This is a genomic window from Pseudomonas sp. FSL R10-2189 (assembly GCF_009600325.1).
GTDB lineage: Bacteria > Pseudomonadota > Gammaproteobacteria > Pseudomonadales > Pseudomonadaceae > Aquipseudomonas > Aquipseudomonas helleri.
On sequence record NZ_WIVZ01000003.1, the window covers coordinates 231,848 to 258,425 of the forward strand.

Annotated in this window: 18 protein-coding genes and 1 pseudogene; 14 read left to right on the forward strand and 5 right to left on the reverse strand. The window is 58.3% G+C overall.

Features of this window, described 5'->3' with window-relative positions:
• Positions 1-2 precede the first annotated feature (2 nt).
• The gene (locus tag GHO32_RS04285; RefSeq protein WP_153338139.1) at positions 3-1,667 is read right to left on the reverse strand and encodes an AMP-binding protein; all 1,665 of its coding nucleotides are present in this window, start codon (positions 1,665-1,667) and stop codon (positions 3-5) included.
• A 648-nt stretch (positions 1,668-2,315) separates the two neighbouring features.
• On the opposite strand from GHO32_RS04285, the gene GHO32_RS04290 reads away from it, so the two are divergent.
• A complete protein-coding gene (locus GHO32_RS04290; protein WP_048369992.1) occupies positions 2,316-2,645 on the forward strand; it encodes a hypothetical protein in 330 nt (109 codons plus the stop codon).
• A gap of 52 nt (positions 2,646-2,697) precedes the next feature.
• Here GHO32_RS04290 and GHO32_RS04295 read toward each other — a convergent pair whose 3' ends face one another.
• Both GHO32_RS04295 and GHO32_RS04300 read right to left on the reverse strand, forming a co-directional pair.
• Positions 2,698-3,204 carry a hypothetical protein gene (locus GHO32_RS04295; protein ID WP_153333169.1) on the reverse strand — a complete coding sequence of 169 codons (507 nt, stop codon included), beginning with the start codon at positions 3,202-3,204 and terminating at the stop codon, positions 2,698-2,700.
• Positions 3,205-3,541: 337 nt separating this feature from the next.
• A complete protein-coding gene (locus GHO32_RS04300) occupies positions 3,542-4,246 on the reverse strand; it encodes a YoaK family protein (protein WP_153333171.1) in 705 nt (234 codons plus the stop codon).
• Between the two features lie 355 nt (positions 4,247-4,601).
• Here GHO32_RS04300 and GHO32_RS04305 point away from each other — a divergent pair, with 355 nt between their 5' ends.
• On the forward strand, positions 4,602-4,826 hold the full coding sequence (locus tag GHO32_RS04305) for a YgdI/YgdR family lipoprotein (protein WP_048391386.1): 225 nt from the start codon (positions 4,602-4,604) through the stop codon (positions 4,824-4,826).
• Between the two features lie 4 nt (positions 4,827-4,830).
• On the opposite strand, the gene GHO32_RS04310 is transcribed toward GHO32_RS04305, so the two are convergent.
• Together GHO32_RS04310 and GHO32_RS04315 are read right to left on the reverse strand one after the other, a co-directional pair.
• Positions 4,831-5,844 carry an AraC family transcriptional regulator gene (locus GHO32_RS04310; protein WP_153333173.1) on the reverse strand — a complete coding sequence of 338 codons (1,014 nt, stop codon included), beginning with the start codon at positions 5,842-5,844 and terminating at the stop codon, positions 4,831-4,833.
• Positions 5,845-5,914: 70 nt separating this feature from the next.
• Positions 5,915-7,270 carry an MATE family efflux transporter gene (locus GHO32_RS04315; RefSeq protein WP_153333175.1) on the reverse strand — a complete coding sequence of 452 codons (1,356 nt, stop codon included), beginning with the start codon at positions 7,268-7,270 and terminating at the stop codon, positions 5,915-5,917.
• Between the two features lie 185 nt (positions 7,271-7,455).
• On the opposite strand from GHO32_RS04315, the gene GHO32_RS04320 reads away from it, so the two are divergent.
• The 12 genes and pseudogenes from GHO32_RS04320 to GHO32_RS04375 form a co-directional block, all read left to right on the forward strand.
• Positions 7,456-8,139 carry a response regulator transcription factor gene (locus GHO32_RS04320; RefSeq protein ID WP_048369980.1) on the forward strand — a complete coding sequence of 228 codons (684 nt, stop codon included), beginning with the start codon at positions 7,456-7,458 and terminating at the stop codon, positions 8,137-8,139.
• Positions 8,117-9,505, forward strand: coding sequence for a HAMP domain-containing sensor histidine kinase (locus GHO32_RS04325; RefSeq protein WP_153333177.1), 1,389 nt, complete (start codon positions 8,117-8,119; stop codon positions 9,503-9,505). The genes GHO32_RS04320 and GHO32_RS04325 overlap by 23 nt, the downstream gene beginning before the upstream one ends.
• 201 nt (positions 9,506-9,706) lie before the next feature.
• Complete coding sequence (locus GHO32_RS04330; RefSeq protein ID WP_178113837.1) at positions 9,707-11,518, forward strand: ABC transporter ATP-binding protein; 1,812 nt, start codon at positions 9,707-9,709, stop codon at positions 11,516-11,518.
• A gap of 453 nt (positions 11,519-11,971) precedes the next feature.
• Positions 11,972-14,755: a TonB-dependent receptor gene (locus tag GHO32_RS04335; protein ID WP_178113838.1), complete on the forward strand. Its 2,784-nt coding sequence runs from the start codon at positions 11,972-11,974 to the stop codon at positions 14,753-14,755.
• A 210-nt stretch (positions 14,756-14,965) separates the two neighbouring features.
• The gene (locus GHO32_RS04340) at positions 14,966-16,804 is read left to right on the forward strand and encodes an extracellular solute-binding protein (protein ID WP_371924514.1); all 1,839 of its coding nucleotides are present in this window, start codon (positions 14,966-14,968) and stop codon (positions 16,802-16,804) included.
• Position 16,805: 1 nt separating this feature from the next.
• Positions 16,806-17,876, forward strand: a complete 1,071-nt coding sequence (locus GHO32_RS04345; protein WP_153333183.1) for a microcin C ABC transporter permease YejB — start codon at positions 16,806-16,808, stop codon at positions 17,874-17,876.
• The gene (locus tag GHO32_RS04350; RefSeq protein WP_048369974.1) at positions 17,876-18,898 is read left to right on the forward strand and encodes an ABC transporter permease; all 1,023 of its coding nucleotides are present in this window, start codon (positions 17,876-17,878) and stop codon (positions 18,896-18,898) included. Before GHO32_RS04345 ends, GHO32_RS04350 begins: the two co-directional genes overlap by 1 nt.
• 1 nt (position 18,899) lies before the next feature.
• Positions 18,900-20,480 (forward strand): ABC transporter ATP-binding protein, encoded by a 1,581-nt coding sequence (locus GHO32_RS04355; protein WP_153333185.1) that lies wholly within the window; start codon positions 18,900-18,902, stop codon positions 20,478-20,480.
• A 463-nt stretch (positions 20,481-20,943) separates the two neighbouring features.
• Positions 20,944-22,758 carry an ABC transporter ATP-binding protein gene (locus GHO32_RS04360; protein WP_153333187.1) on the forward strand — a complete coding sequence of 605 codons (1,815 nt, stop codon included), beginning with the start codon at positions 20,944-20,946 and terminating at the stop codon, positions 22,756-22,758.
• Between the two features lie 96 nt (positions 22,759-22,854).
• Positions 22,855-24,288, forward strand: a complete 1,434-nt coding sequence (locus GHO32_RS04365) for a TldD/PmbA family protein (protein WP_372239784.1) — start codon at positions 22,855-22,857, stop codon at positions 24,286-24,288.
• The gene (locus GHO32_RS04370) at positions 24,288-25,622 is read left to right on the forward strand and encodes a TldD/PmbA family protein (protein WP_153336981.1); all 1,335 of its coding nucleotides are present in this window, start codon (positions 24,288-24,290) and stop codon (positions 25,620-25,622) included. The genes GHO32_RS04365 and GHO32_RS04370 overlap by 1 nt, the downstream gene beginning before the upstream one ends.
• A gap of 466 nt (positions 25,623-26,088) precedes the next feature.
• A pseudogene (locus GHO32_RS04375) lies at positions 26,089-26,578 on the forward strand (energy transducer TonB); the annotation flags it as partial.

The following is a 26,578-nucleotide window of genomic DNA, read 5'->3' on the forward strand; positions in this document are numbered from 1 at the left end:
TTTCAGGCTGTAACCTTGGCGCTTAGCGCCTGTTCAGCCTTGGCGATTTCTTGATTGCGCAATATAAAGCGCTGCAATTTGCCGCTCGGGGTCTTCGGCAATTCGCTGACAAATTCAACTTCACGGGGGTAGGCATGCGCCGCCAGCCGCTGGCGCACGTGCAAGCGCAAGGTTTCGGCCAGTTGCGCATCGCCCAGGTAGTGAGGGCTCAACACCACAAACGCTTTGACCACTTCGGTACGCTCCGGGCAGGGTTTGCCGACGACCGCGGCTTCGACCACTGCCGGGTGTTCGATCAAGGCGCTTTCTACGTCGAACGGGCCGACGCGATAGCCCGAGGTGGTGATCACGTCATCGCTGCGCCCGACAAAGCTGATACTGCCGTCCGGGTTCAACTCCACGGTGTCGCCGCTCAAGTAGTAATTGCCGACAAACGCTTTGGTGGTGAAACCTTCATAGCCACCAAACCAGCACATCGGCGACTGGCTGCGATCAACGGCCAGAATCCCCGGCTGCCCCACCGGCAGTTCCTGATGGTTGTCATCCAGCACCACAATGCGGTGGCCAGGCGAAGCAAAGCCGGCTGCGCCCATATGCACCGGGTGCTCCAGGCCATGGTGATTGCACAGCACCATGCCGACCTCGGTTTGCCCGTAGTGATCGTGGATGGTGACGTTGAGCTCTTCGCCGAACCAGCGAATGACCTCCGGGTTAAGCGGTTCACCGGCGCTGCTGACAGCCCGCAACTGGCCTTTGATCTTGCTTGAAAACGCCTCGCCGGCAGCAATCAGCATGCGGTAGGCGGTCGGGGAGCCCGTGAGGTTGGTAATACCGTATTTCTTGATGACCCGGCAGGTGCTTTCGACGGTAAACGGCCCGTCGTAAAGCGTGATCGGGTGGCCCATCGACAACGGCCCGGTGATCCCGAAGTAAATCCCGTAGGCCCAGCCTGGGTCAGCGAGGTTCCAGAATGAGTCCTCAGGGCGCAGATCCACCGCATCGCGGGTGTAACTCTGGAATGCGACGATGGCCTTGAGCGGCACCAGCAGCGGCTTGGCCGGACCGGTAGTGCCCGACGTAAACATCAACAGAAACGGGTCTTCCCCGCTCAGCAGCACCGGTTCACAGATGGCCGGATAATTGTCCAGCTCAGCCCAGAAACTGAAATCGCCGCGCACCAGTCCCTGGCCTTTGGCGCCAGCCACCGTGACGATGGCCGGGCAGTCGTTGACTTCATTAAGTTTGGGCCGGTTGACCGCGTCGGTGACCACCAGCGCAGCACCTGAACTGTTAAGACGGTGCTCAATGGCTTTGGGGCCGAAGGCAGTGAACAGCGGTTGATAGATCGCGCCGATGCGCCAGGTGGCAAAGACCACCACCAGCAACTCGACATTGCGCGGTAACAAGCCCGCCACCTTGTCGCCCTGCTTCACGCCCTGGGCCAGCAAGAAGTTGGCAAAGCGCGCGGCCTTGTCCTGCAAATCGGTGAAGGTATACGTGGCGCTACTGGCGTCGCGCCCTTCCCAGAACAGTGCAATACGCCCTGGCAAAGCGTGCCGGTCGCAGCACTCAACGCAGGCATTGAGTGCAGACAAATGGCCGTTCAGTGCACCAGCCACCGTCCGTTGGTAGTCAAAGTCATTCATCGCGGTCAGATAGTCGCGCATCAGCAGAATCCCTCGGTCTTTATTGTTGGAGTGGGAACCGTGAAAAGTCCCACTGATAGTCGCCTCGACAGGGCTCTACAACAATAGTCAAACCGCTCAAGCTGGCTGACTGTTTTGGCCAATCAAACACTCGTACCCGCTTTGGCCTGCAGCAGCGGGCGCAAGCGCTTGCCGGGGATGACCGGCTTGCTGAAAAACGACCCGTCAGTCACATATGTAGTGCTTAAAAATAAACACTACATATTTGTTGACGACACGAATTTCCCATCGCATTATGCAGACGTCTTCCCCACCGGAAGCGCTGGAAAGGGTTGTTGCAAGCATGCTCGACGAGCTGTCGGGCTGTTCCGGGATAGGTACTGCCCACAAGGCAGAATTGATGAAGCTGACCTGGCTTGATCGTCCGAGTTTAAGGCGTGAGAGGCTAGCGAAACGTCCTCAAGAGGCTTGTGGTGATGCGACATGTCGCTCAAGCATCCTGGTTAACGTTGCTCTCCCTCGCTGTAAGCAGCATGTTGTAGTGTTTTATTTCACTACTACATCTGACGGACTCAAGGCCAGATCTGCTTTAGATGGATATTACGTAGCGCTGCATGTGCAGTTGCGCGAATCAATTAGACAGATCAACGAGTGGTCAAGGAGTTAGCTATGAACCTGAATAATCAACCGACTGTTAACGAGCTGGCTCGACTCTTCGCTGCTCAGAAAGACACGCTGAACGACCACATCCTGTGGGTGTGCAATGAAGGCACTGTACGTATTGAACCGGTTGTTGCGTGCAAGGAAGAAACCCAATTCGAGAAAGAGCGCCCACACATGCGAGCTCATCTCAAGATGTACCGTCGTGGCCAAGGCTACGTGGGCAAAAAAGCCGCTGCCGATAAAGAGTTTATTGCGCGCGTGCTGCAAACATTGACACTGACCTGGGAAAAAGCTCAAACCGAGCAAGCCCTGGTTAAAGTTAACAGCTACAGCTGATAACGTCCGCCCGATAAAAACCCCGGATAACCTCCGGGGTTTTTTATGGGTATTAAATAGACGACGTTTTAATACACGTTTCAGTGCCTCGACCACCAGGCCCATAACCCTCTTGGCTACCGCGCATATAGTCGGGTAGATAATAGGATTTATGCAGAGTCGTCGTGTAATGGCCTTGACTGTCCTGATCGTGGGTGATGACGCCAAGCCCCACGCCACGGTCTGTTGGCGCCTCAGCGCTGTCATTGGCAAAGTAGATCGACAATAACTGCCCTTGCGCAGCGGCATACCCCGAGTAAGTAATGGGTACTTGCTCAGTTCCAACATTGAGCGTTAATCGATAAGTGCCAAAACTTTTCTCAAACTGACTGGCCTCTTCATCAAGCGTCAATATAAGATCCCCCTTTAAAGGGCCGTCATGGCTGTCAAATCCCGTGCACTTATAGTGACCGGCAATATGCAGTGGGTCCGCAGGTGCCGTACTGGCCACACTGCTGGTTGAAACAACGTAAACAAAGCATGTAGCGATAAACGTTTTTCCTGGCGCAATACTCAGCATGTTTAGCCCCTTGAACAAAATAATAGCAATTGGCCTTTATTTTTGTTTAAGCCAATGCATTAATAACAACGTCGGGCAAACTACACGCTAACTGACAAAGCCACAGCCGCGATCTGACAGCAGATTGTTCCAAAGTTTTGCGAGATATACGGGATGTACTTTTATTTAGTTAAGTCCGGATTATCCAAGGTGTAGCATCGCAGCCTACAAGAACGCCCCCCTCCCCCCTGTAGGAGCGAGCTTGCCTCGCGATCTTTTGATCTTGGCCCCAAGGCTTTACGGCTGCTGCGCAACCGGACGTAGCCTCGCAAGGCTCGTCAACTGCTACAAGAACGCGCTATCGCGGCATGTAATCACGCTGCCAGCTACGCGGGATTTTTAGCGATACCAACCCCAGGAACGCCGCCAGCCCCGCGCTGAACAACATGGCCCGTATGCCAAATTGCGACTCCAGCGCCGCCCCCGCGACGGCACCGGCCAACATGCCCGTCCACGGCACCACCTGCAAATGCCAGTTGGGCCGCCGCTCACCCAATATCCAGCGCCCCAGGCTGCGGCCAAAACGTGACAACGCCCCCGTCACATAAGTCAGCCCAACCTGCAAGCCATTCACCTGCTCGACCGCCGCATTGACCATGCCCATGGCCAGCACTGCCGTCAGCAATACCGTTACTTGCGACTGCAATGGCAACAAAGCCGCCGTGCACAGCAAGGCCGAAATCAGCAACATCAAGGGCAACGCCCGGCGGCCGCCCCAGCGTGCAAAAACCACCCCCAGCGCATTCCCGGCAACAAACGCCAGTACCGCAAACCCAAGGCGCAAGATCACCTGCGTATCGCCCTGGGCAATGGCCACGGCCAGCCGCGTGGTGTTACCGCTCATAAACGAAATGAAATCACCGACCGCCAGAAAACCGATGGCATCGGTCATCCCCGCAAGCACCGACAAACAGGCGACAAACGTCAAACCCACACGGTTACGCAAGGTTCGCACGCGCACAAACGGGGAGGTTTTCGACGTTTCCAATGGCCCAAGAGACATCCACTACAGTCCTTTTAAAAAGAGATGCGGGTTAAATATATGCACTAAAGCGCTTTACGGAAGCTACCCATACGAAAATTCCGTTTTAATCGTAGGTCTAAGCGAACCAAGTCTGAAAAAGGCGTCTAATAATCACCACACTCAAGGCGCAGACGCACCGGGCTGCACTGACAGGGAACCGACAGGTAATCAGGCAAGCCACACGCCTGGTCTTGTATATGATTGCGCTTCAATACCCGACGCAGGGTTGGTATAAAGCGCGCTGAAAAAATCGGCCCTTTTAAAAACGCAGAGCCAGACGCAGCGCTCAGCGGGCTCAACACTTAATTCGCAGACAGTTCAAGGTACACGTCGTATGAAGATCAGCATTATCGGTTTGCCAGTGGTCATGGTGGCGGTTTTGGCACTGGCTGGTTGCGCAACCCCCACTGTGGTGACCTTGCAAAACGGCACGCAGTACCTGACCAAAGACATGCCCAACACCAAAAGTACCAGCGGCTTTTATGAGTTCGAGGATATCGCCGGCAAGCACATCAAGGTCAAAGCCGCAGATGTAGCAACCATCAAAGCGAACAAGTAATCCCTCAGCTACCGCTCAAAATCAGACTGCGGTAGTGCCCCGGGTTGGTACCGGACCATTTGCGAAAGGCTTTGTAAAACGAGCTGGTATCGGCAAAGCCCAAACGCAGGGCAATGTCCGCAAAACTGTGGTCCGGTTCAGCCAGCCAACCAATCGCCAACTCTTTACGCACGCCGTCCTTGAGCCCCTGGAAGGTTTGCCCCTCCTCGGCCAGACGTCGGCGCAAGGTGGAAGCCGACATGCACAGGCTTTGCGCCATGGCTTGGGTTTCAGGCCACTGCTCGGCGGGTAGCTGTCGAAGGTCTTGTTTGATCTGGCTCGCCAGGCTTTGCGGATCGCGGTATTTGACCAGGATATTGGCGGGGGCCTGGGCCAAAAATCGCTGCAGCTCTTCGTTGCTGCGCTTGATCGGTGCATCCAGGTAATCGGCCGCAAAGATCATCCGCGTGCGTGGCCGATCAAAACGCAGGTTTTCGGAAAACATCACCTCATAGTCGTCGCAGTAATCAGGCTGCGAACAGCGCAACTCAATGGCCAGAATCGGGATCCGCCGCCCTGCCAGCCAGCAGGTCACGCCGTGCACGATCATCCAGTAGGCAAAGTAGGTGAAGGCACGGCTCGACGACACTTCAGGCTCATGCAAGACGATTTCGGCCACGCTCTGCTGGCGCACCAGACGCGCCGGCAAACGCTCAAGCATCAGCGACAAAAAACCCAGCACCAGTTCCACGCCCTGCGCAAGGGTAGGCTGAGCCATGGCCGAGCGGCACATAAACTCCAGGCTGCCAGCGCGAAGCTTGCGCGGGTCCATGCCGAAAAACTCGTCATCAAGGCGCCGCGCCAACAGCCGCCACATGCGTGCATAGGCCATGGCTGGAACACGCGCGTGCGGCGCGTCGAGCAGCGCCGGGTCAATGCCGACCTTTTGCAGCACTACGTGCATGGCGCCTGTGGTTACACAGCTTTGCAACAGCGCTTCGCGCACCAACTGGATAGAGATGGTGTCTTTGTTCAACATTGGCGCCGATCCCAGGCCGATGACAGTCAAGTGTCGGCCATCTTAAGCAGCGCCAGTCAAAAAGCCAGTCCTAGACCAACCGCTGAATCGGTTTATGCCGCCAAACCAGTCGGTAATACGCGGTCTGCATGACCAACATCGCGATGTACGTCACAGGAAAGGCCATCCACACCCCCTCCAGGCCGAAGTGCGCATTGAGGGCATATGCCACCGGCAGCTCGATGCACAGTACGCAAAATATGGTGATGCTCATCGGCACCAGCACCACGCCGCTGGCCCGCATGATGCCGCCAATGGCCGACTGAAAGCCGAACACCAGAATGCTCCAGAGCATGATGTGCAGTAGATGCTCGGCGCGCACATGCGCTTGCGCATCGGTGATGAATAGCCCCAGCAGCCAGTCGGACAGTACATACCCCAGCAGGATCAAGGTGCCGGTCAGGCACAGGTTGATCAGCAAACCGGTGCGCAAGATAGGCCCGATACGCTCGATACGCCCTGCACCGATCGCTTGAGCACCAAGAATGGACGCGGTAATGGCAATCGACAGGGCCGGAAACTGCACGTAGTTGACGATTTGCGTCACTGCGCCATACGCCGCAGTGGCTTGCGAGCCATGGCTGTTGACCAGCGCCAGAATCACCAGTTCCGACAGCGACAGCACCACCATTTGCAGGCCCGTCGGCAAACCGATGCGCAGCACTTTGGCGAGGATTTCGCGGTTCAGGCGCAACGCCAGCCACAACTCGCGATCCGGGGCCATCACGTGGTTTTTATGACGTAAACGCAACACCAGAAACACCATCGCCAGTACGTTACCGAACAGCCCCGCCACCGCCGCGCTCTGGATGCCCATCTGCGGCAAACCGGCCCAGCCGAGGATCAGCGCCGGGGTCAGCAGCAAGCCCACGGCCGTTGAAACCATCAGCGCCAGCAAGGGCGATACGGTGTCACTGACCCCGCGCAATAACTGGGTGAACAGGATAAACACCAGCAGCAACGGCATGATCAGCATCATCACCCGCGCATAGCCGACGGCTTCGTCGAGCACGTCAACCGGCGTGCCCAGCGCTTGCATCGCCGGGCGCGCAAAGAGGCTGCCGAGCACCGCTGCCAGCAACCCGACCAACGCGCCCAAGGTCAGCGTGGCACCGGTGATCTGTTTGACCATGGAGGTTTCACGCGCACCCCAGGCCTGGCCGATCAGCACCGAGGCACCGGCACCCAGGCCGATAACCAGCGCAATAAAGAAAAACACAATCGGAAACATACCCGAGACCGCTGCCAGCGCCTGGGTACCGAGCAATTGACCCACGTAAATCCCGTTGAGGGTGCCGGAAAAACTCTGCAGAAAATTGGACAGCACCATCGGCGCCAGAAAGATCAGATAGATCTGCCACAGCGGCCGTTGCGTGGGGGTTTGCATAACACAGGGTCCTAAATCAAAAACGCTGACGGGTTATACCTCAACGCGACAGTGTACGGGCATCAAACACCAAATCGGCTAGCCTATTCTGACGCCAGGCTGAACATGAAGAATAATTAAGAAACGTTTCAGCTTTTTGTGGGCAAAATGTGCTCACTGCTGACAAAGGCCAATCAGGTGACGGTATGACCCGCATTTTGACCATCGAAGATGATGCCGTAACGGCGAAAGAGATCGTGGCTGAACTGAGTAGCCACGGGCTGGAAGTTGACTGGGTCGCCAATGGCCGTGAGGGCCTGGTTCGCGCCGTGAGTGGCGACTATGACCTGATTACCCTGGACCGCATGCTCCCCGAGCTGGACGGCCTGGCGATTGTAACCACATTGCGCACTATTGGGGTCAGCACACCGATTCTGATGATCAGCGCCCTCTCCGACGTGGACGAGCGGGTGCGCGGCTTGCGTGCCGGCGGTGATGACTACCTGACCAAACCCTTTGCCAGCGACGAAATGGCCGCCCGGGTTGAAGTCTTGCTGCGCCGCAAAAGCCCGGTCGACAAGCACGAAACATCGTTGCGGGTCGCTGACCTTGAGCTCAACCTGATCACCCGCGAAGCCAGCCGCGCCGAGCAGCAACTGAGCCTGCTGCCCACCGAGTACAAGCTGCTGGAATTTTTGATGCGCAACACCGGGCAAATCCTCTCGCGCATGATGATTTTCGAAGAAGTCTGGGGCTATCACTTTGACCCTGGCACCAACCTGATCGACGTGCACATTGGTCGCCTGCGCAAGAAAATCGACCCGCCGGGCCTGGTGCCCCTGATTCGTACCGTTCGAGGCTCGGGTTATGTCATTGCCGAACCCCTCTAAGGGCTGGCGCTCCTCCAGCAGCCGACTGCTGGCTCTCTACAGTTTTTTGTTCGTGGCCTGGAGCTGCATCCTCATGGGGGTGCTGTATTACGAGGTCTCGGACTACCTGGGCAACCTGGCCAAGCATTCGCTGATGCAGCGCCAACACCTGTTTGCCCGCTTTACAGGCGGGCAACTGGATGACGCGCTTGCCACCAGCATGACGTTCGATCTTCGAACAGTAGATGCTTATGGGCTGTTCGATGCGCAACACCGGCCCATCAGCGGGCCGATCCTGGCCATTCCGCCGGACCTGCCCCTCGATGGCCAGATCCACGAACTGGCCAACTGCATTAACTCCGACGACCCTGACCTGCCGCGAGACAGTTGCGACGCGGTAGCCACCCAAACCCAGGATGGTCGCCTGCTGGTGCTGGTGCGCGATAACGGCTCGTTGTTCGCGGTGACGCGCATCATCTTGCACGCGCTGTTCTGGGGCCTGTCGCTGACCATCATCCCCGGGATTGCGGGCTGGCACCTGTTGCGCCGCCGTCCGTTGCAACGCATTCGGGCGATCCAGGCCAGTGCCGAGGCGATTGTCTCGGGCGACCTGACCTACCGTTTGCCGCTGTCCAACCGGCGTGACGAACTGGACATGCTGGCCGCCATCGTCAACGCCATGCTCGACCGCATTGAGCGGCTGATGCACGAAGTCAAAGGCGTGTGCGACAACATCGCCCACGACCTGCGCACCCCGCTCACCCGCCTGCGCGCGCAGTTGTACCGGATCCAGCAGCAAGCAGCAGAAGGCTCGCCCGAGGCGCTGCAACTGGACGAAGTGATTGGTGAAACCGACACCCTGATGGCACGCTTTCGCGGGCTATTGCGGATTTCCGAACTGGAAGACCACCAACGGCGCTCGGGCTTCCTGCCGCTGGACCCGCTGGCCTTGTTGCAGGAGCTGTACGACTTTTACCTGCCACTGGCGGAAGAAGGCCAGGTCACGTTGACTCTGGACACCCCGCCCACGCTTCCCGGCGTGACCGGCGACCGCGCCTTGCTGTTTGAGGCACTGGCCAATCTGCTGAGTAACTCGATCAAGTTCACCCCGCCGGGCGGCGAAGTGATTTTGCGTGCCGCCAACGAAGACGGCAGTCCGCTGATTGAAGTGCTCGACACCGGCCCCGGTATCCCCGAGGCCGAACGTGAGGCGGTATTCCAGCGTTTCTACCGCTGCGACGACAAACACAGCGGCTTTGGTCTGGGCCTGTCCATCGTGGCCGCCATTGTCAATTTGCACGGCTTTAACCTCGAAGTCGGCAGCCGCAAAGGCGGTGGCGCCAGACTGACCCTGCACTGCCGGCAAAGCCTGATCAACGTGGGTTAATCACCACATCCTGTAGCCGCTGCCGCAGGCTGCGATGGGGGCGCAGCCCCCCAAAGGTCCTTCGGCCCTTATCGCAGCCTTCGGCAGCGGCTACAAAGATGTGCGTGGCGAAATTGTCTTTTTCTGTCCTCAGTAACAACTTGGCACATTTCTTTCTTGCGTTTGCGCGCTTGCATTTCTGCGACTACGTAAAGGGAAGTCATGTCTGAGTTTGGTGCTATCACTGTTCCACCTAAACGGCCGGCGGCTTTCGTCTGGCATTACATCCGCCAAAACCCCGGTTGGTACTGGGCCATTGCCTTGCTTCAGGTCGGCGCCGCGATGGCTGCCACCCTCATGCCGTATGCCATCGGCCGTATCACCGGCGCCGTCAGTGAAGGGCTGTGGGACCACACCGATTTGCTCCAGGCCAGCCTTCCAGCACTCGGCCTGCTGTTCGGCCTGGCCGTGGCGCAGATGCTGTTTGCCCGCGGCGCGACCTTCTGCATGATCATGGTGCGCCCGCAACAGAAGGTACAGATCACCCGCGACCTGTTCGCCTACCTGCAACAGCACTCACCGCGTTATTTCGGCGAACACTTTGCTGGCAGTCTGGCCCAGCGCATCAGCGAAGGCAGCATTGGCCTGCTGGATGCCACGTGGGTGTTGATCGTCGAGATGTTGCCGATTCTGGTGGTGCTGACCACTAGCCTGGTATTGCTTACCCTCGCCTCGCCCTGGCTCGGTCTGGGCCTGCTGGTGTGGGTTGTGAGTTATTCATTGCTCGCGTACGTGCTGTCACGCAAAGCCCAAGTGCTGGCCAATGACCACGCCAAGACCCGCAGCGTCACCACCGGCAAAATCGTCGATGCGGTGAGCAACCTCAGCAGCATCCGCCTGTTCGCCCGCCAGGACTTCGAACTGGGCTATTTGAGCCGCTACCAGTCCACCGAAAAAAAGGCCGCGCAACGCTCATTCTTCTACCAGGAAAAAATCCGCCTGCTGCAAGACAGCCTGTCCATCGTGCTGCGCGTGGGCCTGGTGGCACTGGCGCTGTACCTGTGGCACCTGGGCAAGATTGATGTCGGGCAACTGGTGATGGTGGCTACGCTGGGCCTGATGATCGTGGCCCAGTGCAGCTTCTTGAGCATGCAGTTCATGCACTTTTTCGAGTTTGTCGGCAACATCGAAAACAGCATCAATACCCTGCTGCAACCCCACGAAATGCCGGATCGCAAAGACGCCCAACCGGCGCTGATCGATAAAGGCTCGATCCACTTTCGCAATGTGGATTTCAGCTACAACCCCGGCAAACCGATTTTCCGACACTTCAATCTGGACATCCCGGCCGGGCAGAGGGTCGGGATTGTCGGCCTGTCGGGTTCGGGCAAATCCACCCTGCTCAACCTGTTGTTACGCTCTTATGATCCGCAAGGCGGCACCATCGAAGTCGATGGCCTGAATGTGCTGGGGATGACCCAGCAATCGCTGCACACGCATATCGCCTTGATCCCGCAGGAACCGGGGCTGTTCCATCGCTCATTGCGCGAGAACATAGGCTATGGCGACGTGCAGGCCAGCGATGAGCAAATCGCCCAGGCCGCGCAACGAGCGCATGCCCACGAGTTTATTCTGCAAATGCCCGAAGGCTACGACGCCTTGATTGGCGAACGCGGGGTCAAACTGTCGGGAGGGCAACGCCAGCGCATCGCCATTGCCCGGGCGTTGCTCAAGAACGCGCCGATCCTGGTGCTGGACGAAGCCACCGCCAGCCTCGATTCCGAGACCGAAAGCCTGATCCAGAACAGCCTCGACGACATCATGGCCGACAAGACCGTGTTGGTCGTTGCCCATCGTCTGTCCACCCTCGCCCACCTGGACCGTATTGTCGTATTGGATAACGGCTCGATTGTTGAAGATGGCAACCACGCACAACTGCTGGAACAACAAGGTCTGTATTACCGTTTATGGCAACACCAGTCAGATGGTTTATTAAGCGATAGTGACCAACCCGAAACCATTACCGAACTTTAAATCCCCTCTGTAGGAGCGAGCGTGCCTCGCGATCTTTTCAATATTCAAAAGATCGCGAGGCACGCTCGCTTCTACCGTTATAGATCCTTTAACGCTAACGCTATAACCCAATAACCTCACTGTACTCATAGCTGTCAAACAGGTGTTTCAAAGGTGTTCCATTTTTAACAGCAAAGCCACGGCCCGCCTGATTGTCAGACAATGTACACGCTACCCGTTCCTGTTTAAAACCCCGCTCAAAACCCTCTGCATACCCCGCACCGCTTATTTATATAAAAAATATAAAAAAGTTCACATGACCCACATCAATTAAACGTATTGGCACACCGGTTGCTTTATCAAAGTTAACAAAACTTAACATTGAGCTGTCATGCCTTAGTTAATAGATCCCGTTGTAACCATGCACTACCAAGGCCGCGTACGGACGCTGTTTGTCCGCACTGGGGGAGCGGCTTGCTTGAAAAAAGTGATTTGCCAGGGTCTACACAACCCAACCGGAGTCATGAGGGCCCACAAGGCCATTCCAATAAACATCTAAAAAAGTCGGATGGAACCATGCAGAGTAAGCGTTCTGGTTTTAACGTAAAGCCATTGGTTGCAAGCCTGCAACGGCATCGTTGGGTGCCGTTGTACCTGGTCGCTCTGGGGATGAGCGCTGGCCAGCTTCAGGCGGCTGAAGCAAATGCGACAGATGATTCAGCTGCACCCACCACACAACTGCAACGCGTCGAGGTCACCGGGTCGGCCATTCGCCGGGTAGACGCCGAAACGGCAGTGCCCATTACCATTCTCAACATCGAACAACTGCGCAATGAAGGGGTCACCACCACGGCGCAAATCCTGCAACGGGTCACCGGCAACCAGTCGACGATCAACGCGGCCAGTTCCGTGGGTTCCTCTTCGGGCGGTGCCAGCTTTGCCGACATGCGCGGCATCGGCTCCAATAAAACCCTGGTGCTGCTCAACGGCCGTCGCCTGGGCAACAACGCCATCGATGGCTCGGCGGTCGACATCAACACCATTCCCTTCGCGGCCATTTACCGCGTAGAGATCCTGCGCGACGGCGCATCGGCGTTGTACGGCACCGACGCCATCGGCGGGGTGATCAACTTCATCACCAAAAAGTCCCTGACTGACGGCACCCTGACCCTCGGCGGCGAAGCCCCCGGCCACAGCGGTGGCGGCAACAGCCACGACCTGAACGCCAGCTGGGGTTACGGCGACCTGGAGCAAGACCGCTTCAACGTGTTCGGCGTAATCGGCTACAACAAGCAGGACAGCTTGAAAGCCACAGATCGCTCGTTCTCGAAAAGTTACGTCCCCGGCCGCGGCCTGGACCAGACCTCCGGCGTTTCTTACCCGGCCAACTACAGCCAGAATGGCGTGACCACCAACCCGCTGTCCGCCAGCAACTGCGACGGCCCCAACCTGGTCGCGCGCCAAGGTGTGTGCCGCTACAACACGCGCACTTACCTGGACCTGTTGCCTGAAACCGAAAAGACCTCCTTCTTCGGCCGCGCCACCGGCAAGATCACCGATGACGACAACGTCAACCTGGAGTACTTCTGGGCGCGCAACAACAACTCGGTGAACATTGCCCCGGCGAACCTGGTCGGCGTCACCCTGGACCCGACATCGCCGTACTTCCCGGGCAATGGCATCACACCCGGCTCCACCAGCGCGTCTTTTGACCCCAGCCAACCGGTGGGCCTGAACTGGCGCGAAACCGCTGCCGGCGGGCGCTCAACCAAAGACCAGAACACCAGCCAGCGCGTGGTGCTGAGCTTTGACGGCGTGGCCAAAGGCTGGGACTACAACCTCGGCGCTTCGTACAACCAGAACCAGGTCACCGAAAGCCTCACGGGCGGTTTTGTCAGCGACTCAGCCATGCTCGACGGGATCGCCAATGGCATTATCAACCCGTTCGGCCCGCAAAGCGCAGCCGGCCAGCGCCTGATCGACGCCAGCCAGTACCGTGGCCAGTACATCTCTTCGGTAGGGCGCGTGTCGGGCATCGATGGCCGTGCCAGTCGCGAAGTCGGCGACTGGTTTGGTGCAGGCCCGGCCGGGCTGGCCATCGGTGGCGAGTACCGCCACGAGGCTTACCAGCAGAGCTACGCAGCCTTTGCAGACGATCTGGCCAGCCTCGGCGTCGACCCTAACGCCCGCGTCTCGGCAGACCGTAACGTGAAGGCGGTGTACACCGAATTGAACGTACCGGTACTGGACACCCTGGAACTGTCGGCCGCCGTGCGTCACGACAAATACAGCGACTTTGGCAGCACCACCAACCCGAAATACTCGTTCCGTTACCAGCCCCTCAAGGAACTGGTGGTACGCGGTGCGTACAGCGAAGGTTTCCGCGCGCCCTCGCTGTATGAGCTGTACAACCCCGAATACCTGACCTACACCCAGGGCTTCTACAACGACCCTAAACTGTGCACCAACGGCACCGTGCAACCGGGCGGTGATGCGGGCCGCGATTGCGGTCAGCAGTTCCACCGGCGCACTGGCGGCAACACCAACCTGTCGCCAGAAACCGCGCGCAACCTGACCCTGGGCTTCGTCTATCAGCCGGTTCGTGACCTGTCGGTTGGCCTGGATTTCTGGTGGATCCACATCGCCAACCAGATTGCCGAGTTCCCGGAATCAACGGTATTTGACGATCCAAATGCCTATGCCGATCGTTACATCCGTAACCCCGACGGCTCGATCAACTACGTGCAAACCGGCAACGCCAACCTGGGTGCGGTCAAAACCAGCGGTGTCGATGTCAGCGCTGACTACAAATTCCCCAACACGCCTTACGGTCAATTTGGTCTGGGCCTGCAAGGGACCTACGTCACTCGCTACGACTACCAGACCACCATTGGCGGCAACTACACCGACAACGTGGGTGACTTCCAGGGTGTCGGCGTAGTCGCGCGCTGGAAACACGTGTTGAGCGGCACCTGGAACCTGGGGCCTTACCGTGGCTCGCTGGTCAACCGTTTCACCAGCGCCTACAACGACTTCGACCCAAGCACCCACAGCCGCGTGGCGTCGTACACCTTGTGGGATATTTCGGCCGGTTACACCTTCGACAAAACCGTCGATCTGGACGTGGGCGTGAAAAACCTGTTTGACCGCGACCCGCCATTCACCAACCAGGCTTATAACTTCCAGAGCGGGTACGATCCACGCTACACCGACCCACTGGGCCGTACCTTCTTCGCCCGTGCGACTTACCACTTCTGATTCGTTCACGACGTTGATTGTGTGGGAGCCGGGCTTGCCCGCGATGGCATCGACCTGGTGCTGGATCAGGACCTTATCGCCTGAATCGCGAGCAAGCCCGCTCCCACAGTGACTCCCGCAGCCTTGCCAAGCGCAAGGCTGCGGGTTTATTCAACACAGTAGATGGCTCCACACGCGGCACAAGGAAACCCCATCATGTCTTCATTTTTCATGCCCCTGCTCCGCTCGCTGCTGGTGCCCGCGCTGTCGTGCGTGTGCCTGACTGTCAGCGCTGCGCCCGGCCCGGCCATGACGGTCTATGGCGAGGCAGCCAAGTACCCCGCCGACTTCAAGCATTTTGAATTTGTGAACCCCAACGCGCCCAAAGGCGGCTCGCTGAGCCGGGCCGCGATGGAAATCGGCCAGTTCAATCACATCGTGCCCTACGTCGACCAGGGCACCGGTGTCGTGCAAGTAGATCAGTGGGTCTATGAGCCCCTGGCCTTTCGCTCACTGGACGAGCCCTACACGGTCTACGGATTGATCGCGCAACAGATGGAGCGCGACCCTGACGGCCTCTGGGTACGTTTTTACCTCAACCCTAAAGCCCGTTTTAGCGACGGCACAGCCATCACCGCGCAAGACGTCGCCTTTACCTACAACACCCTGATGACCCAAGGCAGCCTGAGCTATCGCATGCTCTACGGCGAGGTCAAAGACGTGGTCATCGAAGGCCCGAGGCAAATTCGCTTCGACTTTAAAAGCAACCAGAACCGCACCCTGGCGCTGGACCTGGCCAGCCTGCATGTCCTCCCCGAACACTGGTGGAAGACCCGCGACTTCGCCAATGGCGGCGGCTTCGAACCGCCTCTGGGCAGCGGCCCGTACACCGTGTCCAACGTCGACCCGGGCCGCAGCATCACGTTTGCACGCAACCCCGATTGGTGGGCCAAAGACTTGCCCGTGAGCAAGGGCTTGTACAACTTCGACCGCCTGACAGTGAATTTCTACAGTGACACCGACATCGCCCGGCAACTGCTCAAAGCCGGTGCGTTTGATTACAACCGCGAATTCTCGGCCACCGGTTTCAGCATCGGCTATGACAGCCCGGCCCTGACAGACGGGCGCCTGCAACGCGGGGTATTTGCCAAGGACAAACCGGGCGCGCCCCAGGGCTTTGCCTTCAACCTGCAAAACCCGGCGTTCCAGGATCGCCGGGTGCGCCAGGCGTTGAGCCTGTTGTGGGACTTTGAGTGGACCAACAAACAAATGATGCGCAACTTCTATGTGCGTCTGCAGAGCTACTTCCCGAAAAGCGACATGGCCGCCACCGCCCTGCCCGACGCCCGCGAGCTGGAAATTCTTGAACCGCTGCGCGGCAAGATCCCCGATGAAGTCTTCACCCAGGTCTATCAGGCGCCGAAAACCGATGGCAGCGGCTACATCCGCGACAAACAGCTGCAAGCCCTGGCGCTGCTCAAAGAGGCAGGCTGGACGCCCAAGAACAACCAACTGGTGAATGCCCAAGGGGAACCGTTCACGTTCACCTTCCTCGATGGTCAGGGCGGTTTTGACCGCATGGTCATGCCGTACAAGCGCACCCTGGCGCAGATCGGTATCACCATGGAGATTCGCAAGGTCGACTCCGCGCAGTATATCAACCGCCTCAATGCGCGCGACTACGACATGATCGTGGTGGCGTTTCCGCGCAGCGGCCAGCCCATCGTCTCGCCGGGCCGCGAGATGTACGACATGTTCGGCTCAGGCAGCGCCACCCAGGTCGGCTCGTCCAACTCATTTGTGCTGCGCGACCCGGCGGTCGACACCCTGCTCGACGGGCTGGTGCAAGCCAACAGCCGCGAGGAGATGGTGCATTACGCCCGCGCCCTCGATCGCGTGCTGCAATGGGGCTACTACATGATTCCCAACTACTACTCCATCGGCACCCCGACCGTGTACCAGAACCGCTTCGGCCGCCCAGCCATCGAACCCAAGTTCGATGAAGGCCTGGACACCTGGTGGGAAGTCAGCAAAACCGCGCAAACCAACGCGCAGCTGAAGGAGCATTGAGATGCTGCATTACATCAGTCGACGTTTGTTGCTCATCATCCCCACCTTGCTGTGCATTCTGGTGGTGAACTTTTTGATTGTTCAGGCCGCACCCGGCGGCCCGGTTGAACAGGCCATTGCACGTTTGCAGGGCTTCAGCGGTGCCGGAGTGGGCGGTGGCGGCGGTGAAATTGCCGCCGGGGGTTCCGGTGCCAGCCGCAGCAGCCGGGGCCTGGATCCGGCCCTGATCGAGGAAATCACCAAACATTACGGCTTCGACAAACCGATGCACGAGCGCTTGTGGCTGATGCTCAAGAACTACGCGCAGCTGGATTTCGGCAACAGCTTTTTTCGTGGGGCCAAGGTCACTGACCTGATCTTGCAGAAGCTCCCGGTGTCGATCTCGCTAGGCTTGTGGGCCACCCTCATCACCTACCTGATCTCGATCCCGCTGGGCATTCGCAAGGCCATTCACAACGGCAGCAAATTTGATGTGTGGACCAGCACCGCGATCATCATTGGCTACGCCATGCCCGCGTTTCTGTTTGCCATTTTGCTGATCGTGGTGTTCGCGGGCGGCAGTTATGTGAGCTGGTTTCCGATCCAGGGCATGGTCTCGGACGACTTCGACAGCCTGAGCTTTTTCGGCAAGATCGCCGACTACCTGTGGCACATGGTCTTGCCGGTAAGCGCGCTGGTGATCGGCGGCTTTGCGACCCTGACCATCCTCACCAAAAACAGCTTCTTGAATGAAATCAGTCGCCAGTACGTGGTCACTGCGCGGGCCAAAGGCCTGACCGAAAAACGCGTGCTCTACGGCCATGTGTTGCGCAACGCCATGTTGCTGGTGGTGGCCGGTGTGCCGCAAGCGCTGATCGAAGTGTTCTTTGCCGGTTCCTTGCTGATCGAAACCATTTTCAACCTCGATGGCATCGGCCGCATGAGCTACGAGGCGGCGATATCCCGCGATTACCCGGTGGTGTTTGGCACGCTGTTTCTGTTCACCCTGTTCGGGCTGTTGATCAAGTTGATCGGCGACATTTGCTACACCCTGCTCGACCCCCGTATCGACTTCTCGGCGAGGAATGCCTGATGTTTACCCTCTCTCCCCTGAGCCGTCGGCGCTTCGCCCACTTCAAGGCCAACCGTCGGGGCTGGTGGTCGCTGTGGCTGTTTATCGGTCTGTTTGTGGTCTGCCTGTGCGGCGAATTGATTGCCAACGACAAACCCTTGGCCATTCACTTCAAAGACCAATGGTATTTCCCGATTGTCTCCAGCCACCTTGAAACCGACTTCGGCGGCGAACTGCCTTTCGAGCCGGATTACCGCAGCGAATACGTGCAGACACTCATCACCGGGCAAGGCGGCTGGATGCTCTTTGCGCCCATCCCGTTCAGTTCCGATACGGTCAACTACGACCTCAAGGTGCCCTCCCCAAGCCCGCCCAGCAGCAGTAACTGGCTGGGCACCGATGAGCAGGCCCGTGACGTGTTGGCGCGGGTGATCTTTGGCGCGCGGATTTCGATCCTGTTTGCCTTGATCCTCACCGCCATCAGTGCGCTGGTGGGCATCACGGCAGGCGCCTTACAGGGCTTTTACGGCGGCCTGGTGGACCTGATCGGCCAACGCCTGCAAGAGGTTTGGGCCGGGTTGCCGGTGCTGTACCTGCTGATCATCCTCTCGGGCTTTATCGCCCCAAGCTTTTGGTGGTTGCTGGGCATCATGGCGCTGTTCAGCTGGCTGGCCTTGGTCGACGTGGTGCGCGCCGAGTTTTTGCGCGGGCGCAATCTGGAATACGTCAAAGCCGCCCGGGCCTTGGGCTTGACCAATGGCGCGCTGATGCGTCGGCACATTTTGCCCAACGCCATGACCTCGACCTTGACCTACATCCCGTTCATTTTGACCGGCGCAATTGCCACCCTCACCGCCCTGGATTTTCTCGGCTTCGGCATGCCGCCCGGCACCGCCTCGCTGGGAGAGCTGATTGGCCAGGCCAAACGCAATCTGCAAGCCCCCTGGCTGGGCCTGACTGCGTTCTGTGTGCTGGCACTGATTTTGTCGCTACTGGTGTTTATCGGCGAAGCCTGCCGTGACGCGTTTGATCCAAGGAGTTGAGATGAGCGACACACTGATCGAAATACGTGACCTGCGCGTCGGCTTTGCCGGGCGTGAAGTGGTGCACGGGGTCAACCTGGATATCCGCCGTGGCGAATGCCTGGCGTTGGTGGGCGAGTCGGGCTCGGGCAAGTCGGTGACGGCGCACTCGATCCTGCGCCTGCTGCCCGGCAAAAACGTCGAAACCCAAGGCAGCATCCGCTACAACGGCATCGACTTGGTGAGCGCCAGCCCTGCGCAACTGCGCAGCCTGCGCGGCAACCGCATTGCGATGATTTTCCAGGAGCCGATGACCTCACTCAACCCGCTGCACACCGTCGAAAAGCAAGTCAGCGAAGTGCTGATCACCCACAAGGGCCTAAAAAAACGCGAAGCACGAGCCAGAACCCTTGAACTGCTGGAACTGGTAGGGATTCGCGACCCGCAACATCGCCTCAATGCGTATCCGCATCAACTGTCTGGCGGCCAGCGCCAGCGGGTGATGATCGCCATGGCGCTGGCCAATGAGCCAGAGTTGCTGATCGCTGACGAACCGACCACGGCGCTGGACGTCACTGTGCAGCAAAAAATCCTCGAGCTGCTGATCGACCTGCAACAGCGTCTGGGCATGTCGTTGCTACTCATCAGCCACGACCTCAACCTGGTGCGCAAAATCGCCCAGCGGGTGTGCGTGATGCGCGGCGGTGAGATCGTCGAACAAGCCACCTGCGAGGATCTGTTTAAAGCCCCGCAGCACCCCTACAGCCGCATGCTGATCGAGGCCGAGCCCAGCGGCAGCCCGGTACGAACTGACGATCAAAGCAACCTGCTGCAGGTCGACGACCTCAAGGTCTGGTTCCCTTTGCCCAAGTCGTTATTCAGCCGCGAGCGGCATTACGTCAAGGCCGTGGACGGGGTCAGTTTTGAGCTGAAAAAGGGCCGCACCCTGGGCATTGTCGGTGAGTCGGGTTCGGGCAAATCCACCCTCGGTCAGGCGGTGTTGCGATTGGTGGAATCGCAGGGGGCTATCCGACTCGACGGCCAGCAACTCGGGGGCCTCAACCAAGACCAACTGCGGCCGTTGCGGCGGCATATGCAGGTGGTATTTCAAGACCCGTTTGGCAGCTTGAGCCCGCGCATGTCGGTGCAGCAAATCATCAGCGAGGGATTGCTGGCCCACAACATCGGCACCGTGCAGGAACGTGAAGCCGCGGTGATCCGTGTACTGCAAGAGGTCGGGCTCGACCCTGAAAGCCGCCATCGCTACCCGCATGAATTTTCGGGCGGCCAACGCCAGCGCATCTCCATCGCCCGGGCGTTGATCATGGAACCGGAGTTGATCCTCCTCGACGAACCGACCTCGGCGCTGGACCGCACCGTGCAAAAACAAGTGGTGGACTTGCTGCGTGACTTACAGGCCAAACACGGCCTGACCTACCTGTTTATCAGCCACGACCTGGCGGTGGTGCATGCACTGGCCCACGACATGATCGTGATCAAGGACGGCAAGGTGGTGGAGCAAGGCAACGCGCAAACCCTGTTCGGCAACCCGCAACACCCGTACACCCGCGAGCTGTTACAAGCGAGCAGCGTAACCGCCTGACCCTCCCTGTAGGAGCGAGCTTGCCTCGCGATCTTTTGATCGTTGAAAAGATCGCGAGGCAAACTTTAATTTTTTACAAAGCTTTACCAAAACTGGCACAGATTTTCCTTGTCATTGGACGTTGGCAATTCACCGGTTGAAAACACAGCTTCCGGGGTGCGTAACCCGCACCAATTGCGAACGCGGACGTAAAAACTGTCCACATTCAGTGCAACGGCAGACCAAAAGTCATGCCATTGATCAGCTGTACAAAAGGAATAATAACGATGTCTGATGTGCACTCGCTGCAAATACTCCCCCGCCTTTACGCCTGCGCGTTCGCTTCGTGTACCCCGCCCGGCATCGATACATAGCCTGAGCTGCGCTATCACCCGATAAGCGCTTTCCACCTGTTCGCCCCCCCATTGGCCGTCTCTGCGCGAGCAGCCAACGCGGACCGCTTTGCTTTGAAAAAAGGTCAGACATGTCTGAATTTGACGCTATTACCGTTCCTCCCAAACGGCCTTGGGCCTATGTGTGGCATTACGTGCGCCTGTACCCGCGCTGGTATTGGGCAATCGCGGCGCTGCAAATCGGCGCGGCAATGACCGCCACCCTCATGCCTTATGCCATCGGCCGCATCACCGGTGCTGTGAGTGACGGCCTGTGGGACCACGCCGACCTGTGGCAAGCCAGCTTGCCCGCGCTGGGCCTGCTGTTTGGCCTGGCCGTGGCGCAAATGCTCTGCGCCCGTGGCGCCACGCTGTGCATGATCATGGTCCGGCCGCAGCAAAAAATACGCATCGTGCGTGACCTGTTTGCCTATTTGCAGCGCCATTCGGCCCGCTATTTCGGTGAGCATTTTGCTGGCAGCCTGGCCCACCGCATCGGTGAAGGCAGCATTGGCCTGCTGGAAATCACCTGGAACCTGATCGTCGACATGCTGCCGATTCTGGTGGTGCTGATCACCAGCCTGGTGCTGCTGACACTGGCCTCACCCTGGTTGGGGCTGGGCCTGCTGGTGTGGGTGCTGGCCTATACATTGCTGGCGTTTGTGCTGTCACGCAAAGCGCAAGTACTGGCCGCAGATCATGCCAAGGCGCGCAGCGTGACCACTGGCAAGATTGTCGACGCGGTCAGCAATCTGGCCAGCATCCGCCTGTTTGCCCGCCAGGACTTTGAACTCGACTACCTGAACCGCTACCAGACGCAAGAAAAACAGGCCGCGCAGCGCTCGTTTTTCTATCAGGAGAAAATCCGCCTGCTGCAAGACAGCCTGTCGATTGTGTTGCGCGTTGGCCTGGTGGCCGTCGCGCTGTACCTGTGGCACCTGGGCAAGATAGACGTCGGCCAATTGGTGATGGTGGCCACCCTGGGCCTGATGATCGTGGCCCAGTGCAGTTATTTGAGCATGCAGTTCATGCAGTTTTTCGAATCGATCGGCAACATCCAGAACAGTATCGACACCCTGCTCAAGCCTCACGAAATGCCGGACCGTACCGATGCCCTGCCCGCGCGTATCGAAAAAGGCACTATCCGGTTTCGTGACGTGAACTTCGGCTACAGCCCGGACAAGCCGATTTTCAAACACTTCAACCTGAACATTGCAGCCGGACAGCGCGTCGGGATTGTTGGCCTATCGGGTTCGGGCAAGTCAACGCTGCTCAACCTGTTGCTGCGTGCCTACGACCCGCAAAAAGGTCAGGTCGAAGTCGACGGCGTAGATATTCAGGGCATGACCCAGCAATCGCTGCACAGCCACATCGGCTTGATCCCGCAAGAGCCGGGCCTGTTTCACCGCTCCCTGCGGGAAAATATCGGTTATGGCGACGTTGATGCCGACGAATCGGCCATTGTGCTGGCGGCCAAACGGGCCCACGCCCATGACTTCATCCTGCACATGCAAGACGGCTATGACGCCTTGATCGGTGAGCGCGGGGTCAAGTTGTCGGGCGGTCAGCGCCAACGCATCGCCATTGCCCGCGCCCTGCTCAAGAACGCGCCGATTCTGGTACTCGACGAAGCCACCGCCAGCCTCGATTCCGAAACCGAAAGCCTGATTCAAAGCAGCCTGGACGACATCATGGCGGACAAAACCGTGCTGGTTGTTGCGCACCGGCTGTCGACCATTGCGCATCTGGATCGGATTGTGGTGCTGGATAAAGGCTTGATTGTTGAAGACGGCAGTCATCAACACTTACTGGAACTTAAAGGCCTCTATTACCGACTGTGGCAACACCAGTCCGACGGTTTGTTAAGTGAAAAAGATGCCCGCGAAGATGAATTATTGGTCACGTAACTACTACGGCACTTTTAATGCCGCTTTTTATTAACTTATTAACCCAAAGCCCTCGCCATTAACACGCGGTGCTTTGCACTTGAAAGGACACTCATCATGAGTCACGCACAATCGTCACTCAGACGATTCATGCAAACATGTGCCGATATACCCGGTTTTATTTCATTGCGTCTGGTTGAACAACAAGCGCAAACATTGGGCGTGTCGCGCAATGTTATTGAACCTCCTTCACTGCGCCATAGTTGCGGGGTCATGGTCTGCGTACACATTGACGGCCAACAAGCCTTTGCAGCCACCAGCGATATCAGCGCGCCGGGTTTGCAACAGGCACTTGAGCGCGCCCAGCACACGGCCCAATCACTACGGGGCCGCAGCTTGCTGCACTATCCAGCGCCGCAAACACGGGATGTCCAGGCGCATTACCGCTCACCCGATCTGGACCTGCCGTTGCCGGACACCGCCGACTGGCTGGCCCTGTTGATGAAAACCTCGCAGAGCGTACCCGGCGACCCGCGACTGGTGCACTGGTCCGCTCGTTTGCGTGTGGTGCAAGAACAACAGCTGTACCTGGACAACCAGGGCAACGACATTCTGCGCAGCCAACAGCAACTGTACCCCGAGGTGGGCGTCAATGCTTTTGACGGCCAGCAAAGCCAGCGCCGCACCTACAGCCTTGCCCAGCAAGGCGGCGCCAATGTGGTCACTCAATCGGCACTGAGCGAGCAGGCCCGTCGCGTCGCTGACGAGGCCCTGCAACTGCTGCTGGCCCCGAACACCCCGCAAGGCCCGCGGGACGTGCTGCTGATGCCGGATCAAATGATCCTGCAGATCCATGAATCCATCGGTCACCCGCTGGAACTGGACCGCATCCTCGGTGATGAGCGCAACTACGCCGGCACCAGCTTTGTCACCCCCGATATGTTTGGCCATTACCGTTATGGCTCTGACCTGCTGAATGTCAGCTTCGACCCCGGCGTGCCCGGCGAACTGGTGAGCTACAGCCACGACGACGAAGGCTTGCCGGCCGAAAAACACTTGCTGATCAGCCAGGGGATTTTGCAGCGACCCATGGGCGGCGCGCTGTCCCAGGCCCGCAGCGACTTGCCGGGCGTCGCCAACAGCCGCGCCTGCAGCTGGAACCGGGCACCGATTGACCGCATGGCCAACCTCAATATCGAACCCGGCGACCAGTCGATGGAGCAACTGATTGGCGGCATTGAGCACGGCATCCTGATGGCCAGCAACCGCTCGTGGTCGATCGATGATGCGCGCAACAAGTTCCAGTTCGGCTGCGAATGGGGCCAGTTGATCGAAAACGGCGAGCTGGGAGCCGTGGTCAAAAACCCGAATTATCGGGGTATTTCATCGCAGTTCTGGCGCAACTTGAGTGCCGTGGGCGATGCCTCTACCCACCAGATCATGGGCACCCCCAATTGCGGCAAAGGCGAACCCAACCAGGTCGTCACCGTGGGCCACGCTTCTCCGGCCTGTGTGTTCAGTCATATAGATGTATTCGGAGGCCAGGCCTGATGAGCAATTGCCGTTTCGCCAGCGCGTTCAAGGCGCTGGAACACTGGCTTAAAGGCCAGTTGCACACTGATGAACAGTTCACCCTGTGGTTTGAAGCCGAAGACAGCCAGTTCGTGCGTTTCAACCACGGCAAAGTGCGCCAGGCTTACCCGGTGCTGCAACTTGAATTGACCCTGCGACTGATCCGCGGCGAACGCCACAGCAGCGCGCAACTTAACCTCAGCGGCGATTTTGCACAGGATGCCGTCACTCTCGGGCACACCCTGACCGAGCTTCGCGCACTGCTCGAAGTTTTGCCCGCCGACCCGTATTTATTACTCGATACGCAAGAATGGAGCACAGAACGGCAAGTGCCAGGGCAGGTTCCCGAGTTGCAGCAGGTCATCGACACGATCTGCGACTTGAGCCAGGGCCTGGACATGGTCGGTATTTATGCCGGTGGCACGCTGTATCGCGGCTTCGCCAATAGCTGGGGGGCTTACGGTTGGCATCAATGCGCCAATGCGCTGTTCGACTGGAGCCTGTTTGATGCCAGTGGTGAAGCAGTTAAAAGCACCTACGGTTCAGCCACGTGGGATGCTCAAGCGTTAAATGACGTGTTTGTTCAGGCCCGTGAGCAACTCAAGCACCTGAGCACACCGCGCATCAGCCTCAAACCGGGGCAGTACCGCGCTTATCTGGCCCCTGCAGCACTGGACGAAGTGCTGGGTTTGCTCAGTTATGACGCATTTTCAGCCAAGGCTTTTGCCAACCGCCAGAGCGCATTGCAGCAGTTGCAACTCGGAAAACAGCAGTTATCCCCCTTGGTCAGCCTGCGCGAACAACCGTCCACCGGCTTTGAGCCCGGCTTCGGCCCGGACGGCACAGCACGCCAGGACATCGACCTGATCCAGGCCGGAAAGCTGGTCGGGCAACTGGTCAGCTCGCGCTCGGCCGCTGAATACGGCCTGCAGGCCAATGGTGCCGACCGCAGGGAAATGCCCCACTCGCTGGTCATGGCCCCCGGCGAACTGGCCAGTAGCGACGTGCTGCGCGAACTGGGAACCGGCTTGTACATCAGTAACTTGTGGTACCTGAACTATTCGGATGTGGGCTCTGCCAGTCTGACCGGCATGACCCGCTTTGCCACCTTTTGGGTGGAGAACGGGCGCATCGTCGCACCCATCGAAACCATGCGGTTCGATGACAGCCTGTATAACCTGCTCGGCAGCAACTTGTTGGCCCTGACCCGCGAGCAAACGCTGTGCATCGATTCGGGGACTTATGAGCGGCGCAGCCTGAACAGCCATGTACTGCCGGGTGCGCTGGTAGAGCGTTTAACCCTGACCTTATAGGCCGCACTGTTTATAGGCACGCCCTCTTACTTTGGTGCACTTTTTTTGACAACTCTTAACTTTCGTCAGATTGTCAGACAAAGAAATTGATTATCAACGTTTATAACTCAAGTTCAAAACCGCTATTAAGCCGCGTTAATTAAGTTCAGCACTTATTAACGCGGCTTAAGGCACAAAACTGCCTCTTGGCGCTTAAATATCCACCCGACAAAGCGGCTTTTTTTTGACTGTTGGCATAGCCGTTGCAATACATAACTTAACGAATTCTTACAAAAATCCGGATCCGTTGACTTAACCAACAGGAGCTCAACATGACCCTTTATTCGCGCAGTGATTAAGGCCTTTTGACAGGCAAACATTCACCTGTCAGTGCGCCATTGAAACAACCGTTGAACGACTAGTTCTCGTCCCTGCACGCAAGGGCGAACGGAGCCTTATTGCCCTTCATTTTGTCGAGGGACTCTTAATGAGTGACGAGGTAAAACATAAAGAACGGCCAGCCCCGCTATTGGCAGCTGAGCGTGTTCAACAGTGGACACATATCCCCCATGTGCCCAACACCTCACAGCCGGGCGGGCTGAGCAAGCCGCGCATTTTATTGTTGGTGGGTGTGGTTGTGCTGCTGCATGGCAGCGCCTGGTGGTTTTTCCAGCGCGCCAAGGCCGAGCCGGTGATTACGCCACCCGAAATCCCGGAAATGACCGTAGAACTGAGCAGCCCTGCGCCACCGGCCCCGCCGGTCGAAGAGCCACCTCCACCACCGCCACCGCCGGAGCCCGTAGCGCCGCCAGAAGATGAAGATGCGCTCAAGCCACCGCCCAAACCCGTGGAGAAGCCCAAGCCCATCGAAAAACCCAAGCCGGTGGTCAAGCCCAAGCCGGTGCAAAAACCGCAACCGGTCAAGCCAGCGCCACCGGCTCCGGTAGCGCCACCAGCACCCGCGGCGCCTGCTGCAC